At 47.4% G+C, this 15,979-nt stretch carries 10 protein-coding genes and 1 pseudogene; 10 read left to right on the top strand and 1 reads right to left on the bottom strand.

Going from position 1 to position 15,979, the window contains the following annotated elements; genetic code table 11:
• Nucleotides 1-282 precede the first annotated feature (282 nt).
• Both E0496_RS03700 and E0496_RS03695 read left to right on the top strand, forming a co-directional pair.
• Nucleotides 283-1,872, top strand: a complete 1,590-nt coding sequence (locus tag E0496_RS03700) for a sensor domain-containing diguanylate cyclase (protein ID WP_141500324.1) — start codon at nt 283-285, stop codon at nt 1,870-1,872.
• A 61-nt stretch (nt 1,873-1,933) separates the two neighbouring features.
• The gene (locus tag E0496_RS03695) at nt 1,934-3,244 is read left to right on the top strand and encodes a GHKL domain-containing protein (protein ID WP_141500323.1); all 1,311 of its coding nucleotides are present in this window, start codon (nt 1,934-1,936) and stop codon (nt 3,242-3,244) included.
• Nucleotides 3,245-3,342: 98 nt separating this feature from the next.
• Here E0496_RS03695 and E0496_RS03690 read toward each other — a convergent pair.
• A pseudogene (locus tag E0496_RS03690) lies at nt 3,343-4,914 on the bottom strand (catalase); the annotation flags it as partial.
• 218 nt (nt 4,915-5,132) lie between these two features.
• Here E0496_RS03690 and E0496_RS03685 point away from each other — a divergent pair.
• From E0496_RS03685 to E0496_RS03650, 8 genes are all read left to right on the top strand, one after another.
• Nucleotides 5,133-5,807, top strand: a complete 675-nt coding sequence (locus E0496_RS03685; protein WP_141500321.1) for a tetratricopeptide repeat protein — start codon at nt 5,133-5,135, stop codon at nt 5,805-5,807.
• A gap of 137 nt (nt 5,808-5,944) precedes the next feature.
• Nucleotides 5,945-7,699 (top strand): sensor histidine kinase, encoded by a 1,755-nt coding sequence (locus E0496_RS03680; RefSeq protein ID WP_241674557.1) that lies wholly within the window; start codon nt 5,945-5,947, stop codon nt 7,697-7,699.
• 163 nt (nt 7,700-7,862) lie between these two features.
• Entirely contained in the window at nt 7,863-9,473 is a 1,611-nt protein-coding gene (locus E0496_RS03675) for an SWIM zinc finger family protein (protein ID WP_141500320.1), read from the top strand.
• Nucleotides 9,470-12,373, top strand: coding sequence for a DEAD/DEAH box helicase (locus E0496_RS03670; RefSeq protein WP_141500319.1), 2,904 nt, complete (start codon nt 9,470-9,472; stop codon nt 12,371-12,373). Before E0496_RS03675 ends, E0496_RS03670 begins: the two co-directional genes overlap by 4 nt.
• A 9-nt stretch (nt 12,374-12,382) precedes the next feature.
• Nucleotides 12,383-12,574: a hypothetical protein gene (locus E0496_RS03665; protein ID WP_141500318.1), complete on the top strand. Its 192-nt coding sequence runs from the start codon at nt 12,383-12,385 to the stop codon at nt 12,572-12,574.
• 195 nt (nt 12,575-12,769) lie between these two features.
• Nucleotides 12,770-14,140: an extracellular solute-binding protein gene (locus E0496_RS03660; protein ID WP_141500317.1), complete on the top strand. Its 1,371-nt coding sequence runs from the start codon at nt 12,770-12,772 to the stop codon at nt 14,138-14,140.
• Nucleotides 14,141-14,234: 94 nt separating this feature from the next.
• On the top strand, nt 14,235-15,116 hold the full coding sequence (locus tag E0496_RS03655; RefSeq protein ID WP_139995357.1) for a carbohydrate ABC transporter permease: 882 nt from the start codon (nt 14,235-14,237) through the stop codon (nt 15,114-15,116).
• Nucleotides 15,116-15,961 carry a carbohydrate ABC transporter permease gene (locus E0496_RS03650; RefSeq protein WP_141500316.1) on the top strand — a complete coding sequence of 282 codons (846 nt, stop codon included), beginning with the start codon at nt 15,116-15,118 and terminating at the stop codon, nt 15,959-15,961. The genes E0496_RS03655 and E0496_RS03650 overlap by 1 nt, the downstream gene beginning before the upstream one ends.
• The last annotated feature ends 18 nt before the right edge of the window (nt 15,962-15,979 follow it).

The following is a 15,979-nucleotide window of genomic DNA, read 5'->3' as shown; positions in this document are numbered from 1 at the left end:
TGGGGGGGGGGGGGGGGGGGGGGGGGGGGGAGGTTGCTGCGAGCAATGGTGACAACCATTGATGGGTAGTGATCCTAGGAGTTAAGCTGAAGTGTCGGCCTGCATTTCAAATGAATGCTTGTCAGCTCAGAACGAGCCTCTTTATGAGACTGGATATCCATTTCAGGATACTTCCACAATTTGTGATCTAATTTTGGAAATTAAACCAAATAAGGAAGAGGAATTTGTCGAATTGCGTCGAATAATAAAGGTTACCACAATAGCAAAGAAGGTTTTTTTCATATGGCAGCGGCACGAGTGATGCAAGCATGGAGAAAAAGACAGATTAGTTTGGCGACATTATTGACAGGCTTGGTCTCAATTTCGGTGCTGCTCATGTTAACCATTTTACTGTTCGCATCCTATCAATCCAAGAAACAATCTTTATATGAAACGACGCTGACTTTGAATCTGTCGACTGCCTCCAATATGAGCAAGACGATGGATTCCCTGTTTAAGTCGATGCGCAGCAGTCTCAAAAATGCAGCACATTTCTATTCCTTAAACCGTCCCATGCTTCCGGAGGATTCGGAGAAATATCTTGATTTAATTCGCAATAGCAGCAATTACTTTAATTCAATCGCTGTGGTAGATGAAACCGGAATGATCAGCATGATCTCTCCAAAATCGGTAGGCACCACAGGCAGACAGGTAACGACAGCTGCGACCAAAAAAGCATTAGAGCTGCAAAAGCCGTTTATATCCGAGCCTTATATGAGTGCAACTACGAAACGTTTGATTGTATTTATAAGCGAGCCCATATTCGACAGTGATGGGGTATATCGGGGCTTTATTGGCGGAACCATCTATTTGCAAGAAAATAATATACTAAATATGATCTATGGCAATGAAAATTTGCACGACAATGGTTCCTACTTTTATGTTGTCGGGTCCGACGGCAAGTTGATTTACCATCCGGATAAAAGCCGAATCGCTACCGATATTCATCAACTGCCGATTGTAAATAAGCTTCTACAGGGGAAGAGCGGTTATGAGCTGACCGTTAATATTAAGGGGATCACTCAACTGGCGGGTTACTCTTATGTACCTGAGAATCAATGGGGCATCGCGGTGCTCTCTCCCATCAGCATTATCAAAGAGCAGCTAAATAGCCATCTAATGGCGATTCTCTGGTATACATCGGTTCCTTTTATTTTATTGATGCTGGTAACGATTTGGTTTGCCCGCCGATTGGCCAAACCGTTCGTCGAACTGGCCGATGTCGTCAGCAGTATAGGTAAGGAAGCAGTACCGCTTCCACCCGAGAGACATCACTGGAACAGGGAAGCGGATTTGTTGACTAAGACGCTTATGCTTGCAATGGACGGTATCAAAGCACAGACCGACCAGTTGACGCAAGCCGCCATGACAGATCCGCTCACGGGGCTTAGCAACCGAAGGACCATGGAAGAAATCATGAACCGCTGGACGGAGGAGCAAAAGCCCTATGCCCTCCTTATTCTCGATATTGATCGCTTCAAATTAATTAACGATACGTTCGGACATCAAGAGGGGGATCGCGTTCTGCAGCATTTAGCGGACATTGTGAAGCAATCCGTTAATCCAGGCGACATTTGCAGCCGGTATGGAGGCGAGGAATTTGTTGTTCTCCTGCCTAATGCAGCGGTTAAGGATGCTTTTGCCATGGCAGAACGGATTCGAACGACGATGGAGGAAAGCGACAATCATTTGGGTCAAAAGGTTACCATATCGCTGGGGTTGGCCCATTTCCCTACCCAGTCGGAGACTGCAAAGGCATTGTTCCTTCTTGCAGATCAAGCGTTATACAAGGCCAAGCATGAAGGAAGAAACCAGACTGTGATCGCTAATTAGCGTACAGCAACTGAACATAGAGAATTATCTAATACTGATGTGATGAAAAGGACTCAAACCTATGAAATCAAGCCGTCTCAATAATCAAAAAAGAATGTTTTATTTTATTGTTATCGCAGTTTCAACGCTCAGTGTGCTCACCGGAGTGAAATTAGTATTTTCTTATCATTCCACTGTGAAATCAGCGGAGATTACGCTCGCCAAGCAGTATACCGATATTGCGCTCGTCATTGCAAAGGGCATGGATAAAGAAGAGTATAAGCAGTTTTTACTAACCAAAACGAACGATGAGCATTACGAGAATACAAGACGTTACTTAGAGGAGTACCGCGAACGAATCAATGCCCTTTACGTCTATACGCTTCTGCTTGATGACAGCGAGGTATCCAAGGTAATGGTTTCGGCATTCCCTCCTGAAGTTGATGATATGCCGATTGGTACGCCATGTACAGTACCTCCTGAACAGGTGAGGCTTGCCAAGCAAGGCGAAAATTATTACACAGACGTTATCCATGATGAGCATACCGGCTCCTACATGTCGATTGGCGTTCCAATTCTGGACGACAATGGCGAGATGCTGGGCATGGTAGGCATTGATATAGCTGCGGAGGACCTGGGTTATATCAGCAAACATGTGATCAAAAACAATCTATTTATTTATGGCATGGATATTCTGTTTGCTTTTGTTCTTCTTGCTGGCGTATACCTGCTGAACAAATGGTATAAGGCTCGCCTTAAGCAGGATTTGCAGGATTCGGAGAAAATATATATATCCGAGCTGGGGAAAATTGTAGATACGATTAAATCCAGCAGGCATGATCTCATGAATCATCTTCAGGTGCTAAATGGTCTTATGGATCTTAAAATGTACAATAAAGCCCATGATTATTTGAAACAGCTAACGCTAGAATCCAAAACTTTGAATCTGTCTCTGAGCATTAAAAATCCGATTCTGATGGTACTGTTTCAAAGCAAGTGGGAACGGGCGCATTCCAAAAATATACAAATGATCTATGAAACGGATTTTCACGCGTTTGATCGCATTTCATCGATGGATCTTGCTAAGCTATTTTCCAACTTGTTGGATAATGCGATTGAAGCCGTTGAAGAAAATGAAAGCGATCTGCCAAAAGTGATCCAAGTCTACTGTACAGTCGAGAAAGGGAAATATATTTTTACGGTAGTGAATCCTGCCGTGCTCTCCGAGGAAGAACAGAGCAGCTTCTTCCAGCAAGGCTTTACCACTAAAGGGGAAGATCAAAGCTGGCGGGGGACTGGCCTTTCAATTGTCAAGCGAACGGTGGAGAAATATAATGGACAAATTCATTTTGAATATGAGAACAGCAAAGTACTCATTCGGATAACCATTTAACAGCGGAGCTGAGCTAGGTGTGAAAATAATGAGCCAAGAATTGTCAGCCTCTCAACTGTAAAAGGTGAGGGCGGACTTTACTTGGCTCATATTTGTTGTTAGTAGCCGTCCGTATTATGCCCTAGCTCGTCGGACAATTCCATCCCTTCGTTTGCCGCTGTAGTGCCGACATGGCTTGAATCCTTTCCGAGCTGGTCGGCCAGCTTCAGTCCTTCGGCAACGCGTTTGCCATAATCGCTGTCTGCCTCGGCGAAATGCTGCAGCATCTGCTCCCGAATGACAGGACTGCAGGTGCTTAATGCGTCGACTAGATTCTCGATAAGTTCGTCACGCTCCCAAGCTTCGAATTTGCGGTAGGTTTCACCCGCCTGCTTGAAGTTGTTCTGGCGGTCGATTGGCTGCTTGGTCAGTTTGGCCGAATACGCTGGCTCATGGGGCTCTCCTGAAGGAGGAGCCTCTTTTAAACCGCCCATCGTGGATGGCTCATAGTTGATGTGCGGATTTTGTCCGGGCGCGATATCGATGTAAAAGGCCATTTGCCCATCCCGCTGATTGGTGGCGACCGCTTTTTTTGGCGCGTTGATCGGTAGTTGAAGATAGTTTGTTCCTACACGGTAGCGCTGTGTATCCGAATAGGAAAAGGTACGTCCTTGAAGCATCTTGTCATCGGAAAAGTCCAGCCCGTCCACCAGCACGCCCGTACCGAAGGCGGCTTGCTCAACCTCGGCAAAGTAATTTTCCGGATTTTTGTTCAGCACCATTTTGCCTACAGGCAGCATGGGGAACTGTTCGGGGTCCCAAAGCTTCGTATCATCCAGCGGATCGAAATCGAGCTCGCTATGCTCCCCGTCGCTCATCCACTGCACCTGAAGCTCCCACTCGGGATAATCGCCGCGCTCAATCGCCTCGTACAAATCCTGCGTCGCATGGTTAAAGTTTTTGCCCTGCAGCAGTTCGGCTTCCTTCTGGGTCAAGTTGCGTATGCCTTGAAGCGGCTCCCAGTGATATTTTACAAGAATGCCTGTACCCTCGGAGTTTACCCATTTGTATGTATTGACGCCGGAGCCTTGCATCTGTCGATAATTGGCGGGAATTCCCCACGGAGAGAACAGGAACGTAATCATATGGGTCGCCTCAGGCGATTGGGATACAAAATCAAAAAAACGTTCCATGCTCTGCACATTCGTGACCGGATCAGGCTTAAAGGCATGCACCATATCGGGAAATTTCATCGCATCACGGATGAAAAAGATTTTCAAATTGTTGCCCACTAAATCCCAATTGCCATCCTCCGTATAAAACTTGGTAGCAAAGCCGCGCGGATCACGCAGCGTCTCGGGTGAATGGCCGCCATGAATGACGCTTGAAAAGCGGACGAAAACAGGAGTTTGCTTGCCAGCATCCTGAAAAAGCTTCGCTCGAGTAAAGTTGGCTATCGGTTCATCGCCAACCTTGCCGTAAGCCTCGAAATAACCGTGAGCGCCGGCTCCGCGTGCGTGTACAACACGTTCGGGGACGCGTTCTCGGTCGAAATGGGATATTTTCTCGATAAAATGGTAATTCTCCAGCGTCGAGGGTCCGCGATTCCCGATTGTGCGTATGTTCTGGTTGTCGGTAACCGGATGCCCTTGGCGGGTGGTTAGCTCTTGCTCGGTGTTATCCTTTGCGGTCATGACGAATTCATCCTCCAATGGCATATAAATGTAAACTTGTAGGTCTAGTTTGAGTCATACATCTATTTGTTATTCATATAATGAAAATGACGTTAAAATGCTAGTTTTCATCAATAAACGGTAGAATTATGGTATAATCGAACCATATTTCAACAATAAATCGTAGGTATGATTGACGAACGAAATTGTAATCTTTTATTTTACAGGGGGATAAGATGTTAAAATTTAGCCTATTTTTCATGCTGTTTTGGTTGTTCGGCAACCCGTTTATCGCTATCTTAGTTTTGCTTATCCTGCTGTACGTGCTGGACCGCCGCTTTGTGGGCATTTTGCCTAGCTTCGTAAAACCCCTGAAGAGAATTTCGAGAATCAAGAAACTGAGGCAGCAAATCAATCAATCACCGAATGAAGTTTCCGCAAAACACGAGCTTGCAAGGCTATTGATTGAACGCAAGAAATATAAGGAGGCTTTGCAGTGGCTCGAGCCGTTACAGAACACGCTTGAGGACTCTGCAGAATACTGGGATGACCTGGGCATCAGTTATTTGCATAACGGTGACGAGGAGCGTTTTGTCGCAAGCACGCTTCACGGACTGGAGCTTAATCTGCGTGTCAAATACGGTGCGCCTTATTTGCGACTTGCAGCCTTTTATTCAAATGGACGCGCAGAACAGGCGCTTGCTTACATTCGTGATTTTCAAACCATCAATTCATCCTCCTGCGAGGCGTATGACCAGCTTGCTGCGATTTACAAAAAGCTTGGAGATGATCAGGAAGCACGAAGTGCAATTGAAGAAGGATTGCGCATATACCGTATGCTTCCGCGTTATAAGAAGCGGCAGGAGCGCAAATGGGCTGTTCGCTTATATTTCAAGAAGGTAAGAGGTTAATGATTCATACGCCATGGCTTATAACCAATTGTTGATCGTGCGCTCCCTATCCATTGTTATCATTTGTTAATGGAAGCGGTATTGTCGTTTGGGTCATTATGTTACATAATGAAAGCAATAATAGATAGAAGGGCAAGATGCAGGAGATGCAACGCAATATTTGGCTTGTGGCGATTAGCGTAATCGTCGTTATGGTGCTGGTAAACAACACGGCCTATTATTTTCTTACAAAAAAAACATTGGAAGACTCTTTTGAAGAAGAGCTTCTGGCGCATGCTGAACGGCTGCAAATTTCACTGGAGCAATCGCGTGAGGGCTCGGAGCAATTTCAGAATCAGATCGGGCGCGAGCTTCGTACAGCTTCGATCGCCATTCAGTATGCATTGGACCCGGATATAGAGAAGGTAACGACAGAGCAGCTCATGGAGCTTCGTGACAAGTTGGATCTGAGCCATATTACGCTATTGAAGAAATTGCCGGATGATATTGTGCTGTACCGCTCCTCCAATGTCAATCAGTTGAATACAAGCACAAAGTCATGGGTACCGTGGTATGAAGTGTTCTCTCAGCTGTTCGAGCACAAGAATGCTTCGGTGGACTGGCTCGGGCAATCGCTCCCGAATTTCTGGAGTGGTCCGTTCGAGGTGTCTACAACGGATGTGGACAAGCTGAATAAGTGGGGCTATTATTACGATGGCGCGACCAACTATATTATCGATCCCTACGTGGATTATGAGCAGCAGCAAGAGTATGAGAGCGCGACGGGCGTTCATCGAATGATTGAAAATTCCGTTGAAAGCAGCGATTCGCTGCTGGAGATTGCCTTCATTAATCCGGAAACGTTCCCTGATGGTGAGACGACGATCAACCCGGAGGGGCTTGAGCAAGGGCATAAGGTGCAGGAGCCTATTTTTTATGGTTCCTATACGATCAAGTCGGAGCGTGATACGGAACTGGTGCGCCAGGCCTATTTCTCCAAAGAAATGGTTACGCTGCGCGAAAATATTGATGGCAAAGAAATGTTTAAAATGTATATTCCCACTTTTGTAAATGAAAAAGGGATCAACATTACGGATCGGGACGGACAGCCGATGAACAGTTACGTGCTGATGTTAACCTCTGATTATCATATCATTCAGGAAAAACTGGATTCACAATTTTTAAACTTGGGCGTTATCATTATTATAGTCACAGCCTTCAGCCTGTTGATTGCTATTGTAGCCATGCGCTATTACAGGCAGTCGCGCGACAAGGTCGTTAAAGTGACTCAGGAAACGTATGTGGAAGAAATCAACCAGATGTTCCAATCCATCCGGGCGCAAAGACATGACTTTCTGAATCATGTGCAAACAATTCACTCCTTGGCAGAGCTTGGGAAATCGCAGGAGCTCATCGGCTATACCAAAGAGCTGACTGGCGATATCCGAATGATGAACGATATTATTAATATCGGCAATCCTGCGATAGCTGCACTTGTCCGCTCCAAAATTTCACAAGCGGAGAGTTATAAAATCGGCTTTAGCTGTTCCTTTACGGGACTTAATATGCAGGAGATGGGAGTAAAGACGCTTGATGTGAACCGGATGCTAGGCAATCTGATTGATAATGCCTTTGATGAGGTGCTTAAATACCCGGAAGACCGCAGGCAGGTGACGCTCGTCGGCAATCAAACGGTTGATGCGCTGGAGTTCACGGTTACCAATACTTGTGATGATGCCGAGGGCGCGGTGGCCCGGCCGATTTTTGAAGCGGGATATTCCACCAAGCAGCAGGATCATCAAGGTTTGGGGTTATCCATTGTCAAATCCATCGCCAAGCAGTATAAAGGGGATGTCTATGTAACGGCAGAGCCTGCCGGGAAATTAACGTTTATCGTGAAAATGCCCTTATAATGAACCATTGTGCCATGCCGACTAAAGGACTATGTCGGTGTGGCTTTTTTATGTCTCACTTTTATTTCAGTCCAATCGTAGCATTTGACGCCAAATGATGGCACCAGCCGTGTCGGCTTGATATAATAGAAGGAATGCAATTGAACGGAAAGGAAGCGGGTGAATGTCTGTAATGCACCTCAATGAAAAGCTGCAAGCGCTGATTGAACAACAATTAAACTCACATGTCGAGACGACGATCATGAAGCGAGGCTGGCAATATTACATGGAAGGCAAGGTGGACAGCGCTAATGAAGGCAGCCATGATCATCTTTATGGCGTCGTCAAAGGCTCTGACCTTTATGCGGTCATACTAGATGCCGGCAATTTGCGGTACAGCTCCTGTACCTGTCCTTATATGGGTTTTTGCAAGCATATGGCAGCCGTTTATTTTCAATACTGCAGTCAGCAGGAAGGTGGACATTCGTTAGCGGAACGATCTTATTTCAAATTGCTAGGACTCTCCTCAGCCAGTACGCTGCTTAAAAACAAACCAGCTGAGCCGGAAGTGCTGCCGCCAGTGCCAATGATTGCTGAAGATCCAGGCGAATCGGGTACAGCAAAAGAGTGGCTGGATTGGATGCAGGCCACGCATGGCGAGGTTTGGCGCAAATGCCGTCACTCGCTTCATGCGCTGCAGCCGCTATTGTCTTCCTTGAAAGGGCTGTCCAAGGATTGGAAGAAGCCATTGCAGCGATTGCATTGGTCAACGGCTATTTTGTTTGTGTTGGAACAAGCGGAAAGAGCGATAAATACTGTTGATTCCTTCAGCAGATATTATCATGAGATGTCATTTATCCGCATGGCTGAGCCATGGGTGGAGCATTTATATACATTGATCTCCGAGCTGACACCAGGGCAAATGGAGTCGGCTGAAGAAGCATGGGCAGATGAATTGATTGCACATGTAAAGGTTTGGGCATCGGGTACAGAACGGCAGCTCTTTGATTGGGAATACATGTATATGGCTTTCTGCGAGAAGCTTTCGGAAAACAGAAGCTGGTATGAGAAAGAGCTTATTGCGATGCTTGAGCTAGTAAAGCAGGAGGCGGCCGGAGAGGTTAACCATGCGTTCCTGCACACGGCAATCGGCATGATGTACTTTTTTGATATGCGTGATGAGCAGGCCATTGAGCATTTTGAACTTACAAGTTTCGAGCGCTCTCAGAAAGTCATGTATCCATGTGCAGCACAGCGGATGCAGGAGGAAAAATGGCCGCTTGTGGAGAAATGGATGAGCTTCTTGTTCGAGCGGGTCAATCATGTGAAAAACGGCCGATCTGTCGGCCCATTTGTGACCTTATGCCGCAGGGCTGATTTGGACCGTCCTGAGCTTCGCGTCTGGACCGATTATATGACGCAATTGCTGCCTCATTCCTATTCTGAATTATCTGACCATTGGCTCGATCAGAAACGGTATGAGGAATGGGCGGACTTGCAAATGCTTGTCGGAGCCCGTCCCGAGGATGTGGGTACGCATGCGCTGCGCGAGATTGCCAAGCTGGCACCGCGTGCCTTAATGCCTCTGTACCATCAGTCGGTAGAAGCATCCATTCAGACACGCAACCGTCAAGGGTACCGCATCGCTGTCAAGCAATTGAAGAAGCTGGAGAAGCTTTACAAGACAGACAAGGATGCCTCTCGGTGGGAGCAATATCTTGAAGGCCTCGTACGCAAGCATCAGCGGCTTAGAGCGTTTCAGGAAGAGCTATGGAAAGGGAAATTGGTTACATGAGAACATACATTGGCGCGCGAAAGTTAATGATAGACGGATTTTGGAACGTGGATGAGAGCGGTGCCTCAGTTCTGGTTAGCGCAGTCGATCGAAAGGATGCAGCTGACGGCAAGCTGCGATACCTATTGTTTGCATGGCATAAAGCTTCATGGTATGGAGCGGATATTGAAGAGATCAGTTTAGGTGAGAGGAAGCTGCTTAGCATTCCGCCTTTGCTTGCAGTAGATTATTTATCCTCGCCTCAGCATGTCCGGCTGCTTCAGCTGGAGTGGACAGAACGCATGGCTGTTTTAATGAGAATGGCAGAACAGATTCGAACGGCACTGCTAAAGGGTTGGTTTATGCCGGACTGGGAGCATTGGGCTGACGAGCGGCGAAGTTGGCGAATCGCTATTCCTGAGCAGGAGACGGATTTCGCGCAGCAGTGGCATGAAAATGCTCTTGCAGCCTCAGCACACGGAGATAAAGGAATCGAACGATGGCTAAGTGGTGCGATCGAACAAATGCTGGAGGAAAACGAACAGGCAGCTCAGGCGTGGAAAGCGATTTCGGCAGTGTCAGGCGAAGCTGTGCTGAGAAGAAAGGCCGCTGATGAGGAGGATTGGCTCATAGCGATCGGACTCCGTAAGGATGCGCTGCCGTTCCGGATAGCTCTGCAGCTGGTAGAGCCGCATGTTTCACCGGAGTGGCGTCTTCGTCCTGCATTGCAGGATCGAGAGGGTGGACCTTGGCTTCCGATCAGGCCCCATGCTTGGGAAGATGGCTGGGAGTCTGATACGGATGATGAACGGAGCATTCCAGCAGATTGGCTGATGTATCTCGAAACTAAGCTTGCCAAGGAGCAGCTGAAATGGATCATGGCATTGCCGGAGCTTGCAGATCAAGAAGAACCCAATCAGCTTCAAATGACCCTAACCGATAATGAAGCGTGGAAATTCCTCGAAGAGGGCAGTGTAAAGTTGCTGGAAGCGGGTTGCCCTGTGCTGCTTCCTAGCTGGTGGGAAGCTGTGCGCTCAAGGAAGCTTCGTTTGAAGGCGAAAATGAAGTCATCCGTAGGCTCGGCTGCACAGCCGATGTTCGGATTGGACCAAATCGTGCAATTTGATTGGAAGCTTGCTCTCGGCGATGTTAATTTAACAGAAGCGGAATTTCTTCATCTTGCGGAGCAAAACAGGCGGCTGTTTAATATCGGAGGCGAATGGGTCCATCTGGACCCGCAGGATGTGACGCAGATCAAGCAATGGCTGAAACGGATGGGCAAGCGCAAAGGCTTGTCTTTCCGGGATGTGCTCGAGATGCATCTGAAGGGCGGCATTCCACTGGATGACAGCGAGGAGCTGGATTCGGATCTGGAGGCAGAGGTTGAACTAAATGAGCATTTGACGGCTTGGCTGGCACAGCTGCAGCACACCTCCCAAATCCCGCTTGCTGAGATTCCGGCCACTTTTTTGGGAGAGCTTCGGCCTTATCAGCTGGAAGGCGTATCTTGGCTGCTGTTTCTAAGAAAATTTGGGCTTGGCGGCGTGCTTGCGGATGATATGGGTCTTGGCAAGACGATTCAGTTTATGGCCTACCTGGTCTATATCAAGGAACGAAAGCTGCAAACGGGCGGCCCATCGCTGCTAATCTGTCCGACGTCGGTTATCGGCAACTGGGAGAAGGAGTTGGAGCGGTTTGCTCCTTCCCTTCGCGTCATGCTCCATTATGGTAACAAGCGGGATAAGGGAGAGGTTTTACGTGATTCCGTAGCAGAGGCGGATTTGGTGATAACGTCCTATTCCTTAGCGCAGCTGGATGAAGAAGATTTGAGCTTGGTCGATTGGGATGCCTTATGTCTCGATGAAGCCCAAAACATTAAAAATATATATACGAAGCAATCGACCGCCATTAGGCGCCTGCCTGCCTCGCACCGGATTGCGCTGACAGGAACGCCGATGGAGAATAGGTTGACTGAGCTTTGGTCCATCTATGATTTCATTAACCCGGGTTATTTGGGCAACATCAACGAGTTCCGCAAGGAGGTCGTTACACCGATAGAGAAGACGCGTGATGAGAAGCTTATTGCCGGACTACAGCGCTGGGTAAAGCCGTTTATGCTGCGCCGGATCAAGAAGGACCCATCGATTCAGCTATCGCTTCCGGATAAGAATGAGTCGAAAACCTACATGACGCTGACCGCAGAGCAAGGTGCCATGTATGAGAACTTAGTCGCCGACCTTCTTGAAAATCTAGATAAGCTGGGTCCAATGCAGCGCCGGGGCTTGATTCTTGCCGCTTTAACGAAGCTTAAGCAATTGTGCGATCACCCTTCACTGCTCGCGAGCGAAGAGAAGCTGCAGCTGTGGGATATCGAGCGGTCGAATAAAGTAGCAAGACTGCTGGAAATGTGCGAGGAAATTGCGGCAGAAGGCGAGCGCTGCTTGATTTTTACCCAATATATCGAGATGGGCCAGCAGCTGCAGCAGCTGCTTGAAGAAAAGCTTGGCTTGCCTGTGCCTTACTTGCATGGCAGCGTACCGAAGGTGAAACGGGATCAGATGATTGAACGGTTCCAAAATCCCGAAGAGCCTTGCTGCGCGTTTGTGCTTTCCTTGAAGGCCGGCGGTACAGGGCTTAATTTGACCGCTGCAAATCATGTCTTCCACTTTGACCGCTGGTGGAATCCTGCCGTGGAAAATCAGGCGACGGACCGTGCCTTCCGGATCGGGCAGACGAAAGAGGTACATGTGCACAAATTTATTACGCTCGGGACGCTGGAGGAGAAAATCGACGAGATGATCGAGCGCAAGCAGTCGCTTAACGATCAAGTCGTCGGACAATCGGAGCAATGGATTACGGAAATGTCCACGGACGATTTAAGAGAGCTCTTTGCTTTGCGAAAAAGCTGGTTAAAGGGATGAGGGATATAAATGGATGATGCGAGGTTGCGAGCAAAGCAGGAAAAGCTTCAGCTCGAGAACGATAAGGTGAAGCTTGCGAGCCAAAGTCCGCAGGCAGAACACGCAGAAGCCGTTGAACATGCTGAGTTATCGTCGGCAAATGTGGAATGGCAGAAGTTTTATTCCGTCATTAAAGAGATAACTAGCAATATGCGATACTAATAAGAAAGAATAACTTACATAGCCTGTCGGGGAAAATAACCCGGCAGGCTATATATTTTTATCCCTCCTCCGTAAAATAAGAGAATAGTATCCCTAACTCGTCGTTATTTGGACCTCCTAAGTTGTAGTGAGGGCCGACTATAATAAAGGTGCGAGGCAAACAAGCAACAACCATAAACGAGGAGGTCTTTCTAGATGAAAAAGAGATCCACGATCATTGCCACACTATTGGTATCGATTATGATGGTCGCATCCGCTTGCGGCTCGAACGGCAACACAGAGGCAACGAACACCCCAGCAACGAACAACAGTACGAACAAGCCTGCTGAGGCGACGGACCCGCCAGTCGAAGCCAAGGATGTTACCCTGTCTCTCCGCCATACCCAAATTAAAGAAACAAGCAAAACCCGCCTGAAAATTCTTGAAGATGTCGTTGCGAAAACGCAGGAAGAGAACAAAGGGCTTACCTTCAAGCTTGAAGGCATTGACGAGATCGTCAACCGCGACCAAAAGCTGAAAGCAGAGATGGCAGCTGGCAATCCTCCTGATATTTTCGAAGTGTTCGGCGGTGCTGACCTTAACCTTTATGTCAAAGCAAACCGCATGCTAGACCTCACTCCAATTATTGATGAGCTTGGCTTGAAAGACAAATTCGCCAGTTTGGATGAGTTTACGGTTGATGGCAAGGTTTACGGCCTTCCATTTGGCGGCTATAGCGAAGCGATCTTCTATAATAAGAAAATCTTCTCTGAGCTTGGCCTGGAAATTCCTACAACATGGGCACAATTGCTCGATGTTTCGGAAAAAATCAAAACGGCAGGCCACACGCCATTTGGCCTAGCAGCCAAAGACGGCTGGGTCAACGGCATGCTCTGGAATACAGTAATGGAGCGTAACGTCGGCATTGACGCATTTAGCAAAGTCGTATCCGGCGAAGCAAAATGGACTGACGAAAACTTCGTTAAAGGTTTTGCTTCCTACGCAGAGCTTGTGAACAAGGATTATTTCACAAAAGGCGCTCTTGGCCTTGCTTATGCGGATCAAGGTGCTCAATTGCTTTCGGGCAAAGCGGCCATGGTATTTACAGGTACATGGGATGCCAACCGTTTCTCCGGTGACGAGGCCGGCGACCTGAAAGGTCAAATTGGTTACTTCGCATTCCCGTCCATTGAAGGCGGAGCAGGCGACCAAACGTCGATCAATGCTTCATACTCGAACGGTTTTGGTTTCTCTGCAAACCTTAATGAAGATCAAGTAGCTGCAGCTAAGAAATTTATCGCTAATTTCTACACGGAAGAAGTTCAAAAACGTACGCTGGTTGAAGATAAATTGCTGCCTTCCATGAAGCTTAGCGATCTGTCCGGCGTAGACCCGCTGACAACTGAAATTTTAACGGTTATGGCTAATGCTTCAAGCTCGTGGAAAGCCTACGATGCGATCGTTCAACCGGCTGTTGGCGCTGACATTAACGTTGGTATCCAAGAGCTGATCGGTAAAGTAAGCAAACCAGAGAAAGTAGCAGAAAAAGTGCAAGCGTCGCAAGACAAAGCAAACGCGGCTAAGTAATTGCCAGACATTACAATCGATCCTGATGGGCGAGAGGGTGTCCTTCCTTCCAGGAGGACACCCTCTTTCTACGCCAGGGTAAAAGGAGGACATTATGAACAGAGCACTCAAAAATCCGATTACTTACGTGGCGTTCATTATTCCGACGCTTGCTTTATATGCTTTGTTTTTCGTTTATCCCGTCATTGTCTCCTTTTTTTACGGCTTCTTTCAATGGGACGGAATTACCGAGAAGGTGTTTATCGGCTTCGATAACTTTGTTAGATTGTGGCAGGATGAGGTTTTCAGAAAAGCACTCTTGAACAATTTTTACTTTATGGCGTTCTCCTTAATCGTGAACATTCCGCTCGTCTTCCTGATCTCCATTATTATCAGCAAAGTAAGACGGATGCGTGACTTTTACAAATCGGCTGTGTTCGTGCCGGTTGTTATCTCTACAGCAACAGTAGCGATCTTGTTCGGCGTGCTTTACAACTATGATTCCGGTATGATCAATCAGTTTATTAGGCTCGTTGCACCGGAGGATTGGGCTAGGGAATGGTTGTCTGATCCGAAGCTGGCGATGCTCTCCATTCTGATTGCCAACGCATGGCAAAATATCGGCTTCTTCATTGTATTGTGTTTGGCGGCGATTCTAAATATTCCGAAAGAAATCGTTGAGGCTTCCAAGCTTGACGGCGTGAACGGCTGGCAGGAAACCTGGTCCATCACCTTGCCGCTGGTTAGACCGATTATGTTCGTTATGCTGCTGCTCACGGTTTCGGGAACGATGAAGGTGCTTGATATCGTACAAATTATGACGAACGGCGGTCCGTTTCAATCGACGGAGGTTATGTCGACGTACATGCTGAAGGTTGGTTTCCGTTCCTTGGAGCTAGGCTACGGCAGCGCGATCGGCGTAGCGATGTTCATTATTATTTTAGTGCTGACGGGCATTTTGCAGCGCATCACTAAAAGCGAAGAGGTGCAGTACTAATGGAACGTTCCCGAAGCCCGCAATGGTGGATGCATCTGTTTCTTATGGGTTATGTCGTCGTATTGCTCTTCCCGCTGCTATGGCTGTTTATGTCCTCGTTCAAGACGAACCGTGAGATTACGGTCAATACCTGGGCTTTGCCAACAAGCTTCAACTTTGATAACTATATTGCAGCTTGGGAAACCGCGAATATTGGAAAATATGCGTGGAACAGCACCTTCGTAACGGTCGTTGCCTGTGTGCTGACGCTGCTGTTCGCAGCGATGACTTCTTTTGCCATCGCACGCATGAAATACAAAAAAACGAACAAAGCGATTTATCAATTTATTTTGCTTGGTTTGATCGTGCCTCCAGGTGCGTTATTTATTCCGTTATACCGTTTGGTTCAAGGAATCAAACTGTTTGGACAACCGTTATATGATACGCATTGGTCGCTTATTTTGGTATACTGCACTTATGCCTTGCCAATAACCGTGTTTATTATTTATGCTTTTATGCTATCGATTCCAAACGAGCTGGAGGAAGCGGGCATTGTGGACGGGCTTGGGGCAACCGGCCTATTTTTCAAAGTCATTATTCCGATTTCGCTGCCAGCGCTCGTAACCGTATTTATTTTAAATTTTATATCCAATTGGAACGAATATATTTTATCCCAGCTTTTTATAACGTCAGAATCGCTCAAAACATTGCCAACAGGGATGGCTACCTTTAATGATGGCTATCGTACTAACTTTGCTTCTTTATCAGCGGCTGTCATCATCAGCATTATTCCGGTGCTCGCGGTGTATGTATTCCTGCAAAGGCAAATTATTGAAGGCATGACGGCGGGAAGCGTAAAGGGATAAACCTAAAAAGGAGCCTGC

This window comes from Paenibacillus luteus (genome assembly GCF_006542765.1).
GTDB lineage: Bacteria > Bacillota > Bacilli > Paenibacillales > Paenibacillaceae > Pristimantibacillus > Pristimantibacillus luteus.
Note: the sequence above shows the minus strand (reverse complement) of the source record. Positions and strands in the feature narration are given on the sequence as shown.

Excerpts from the sequence above, each read along its gene's own strand:
- E0496_RS03700 (WP_141500324.1), top strand. The coding sequence starts at position 283 with ATGGCAGCGGCACGAGTGATGCAAGCATGGAGAAAAAGACAGATTAGT.
- E0496_RS03695 (WP_141500323.1), top strand. The coding sequence starts at position 1,934 with ATGAAATCAAGCCGTCTCAATAATCAAAAAAGAATGTTTTATTTTATT.
- E0496_RS03685 (WP_141500321.1), top strand. The coding sequence starts at position 5,133 with ATGTTAAAATTTAGCCTATTTTTCATGCTGTTTTGGTTGTTCGGCAAC.
- E0496_RS03680 (WP_241674557.1), top strand. The coding sequence starts at position 5,945 with ATGCAGGAGATGCAACGCAATATTTGGCTTGTGGCGATTAGCGTAATC.
- E0496_RS03675 (WP_141500320.1), top strand. The coding sequence starts at position 7,863 with ATGTCTGTAATGCACCTCAATGAAAAGCTGCAAGCGCTGATTGAACAA.
- E0496_RS03670 (WP_141500319.1), top strand. The coding sequence starts at position 9,470 with ATGAGAACATACATTGGCGCGCGAAAGTTAATGATAGACGGATTTTGG.
- E0496_RS03665 (WP_141500318.1), top strand. The coding sequence starts at position 12,383 with ATGGATGATGCGAGGTTGCGAGCAAAGCAGGAAAAGCTTCAGCTCGAG.
- E0496_RS03660 (WP_141500317.1), top strand. The coding sequence starts at position 12,770 with ATGAAAAAGAGATCCACGATCATTGCCACACTATTGGTATCGATTATG.
- E0496_RS03655 (WP_139995357.1), top strand. The coding sequence starts at position 14,235 with ATGAACAGAGCACTCAAAAATCCGATTACTTACGTGGCGTTCATTATT.
- E0496_RS03650 (WP_141500316.1), top strand. The coding sequence starts at position 15,116 with ATGGAACGTTCCCGAAGCCCGCAATGGTGGATGCATCTGTTTCTTATG.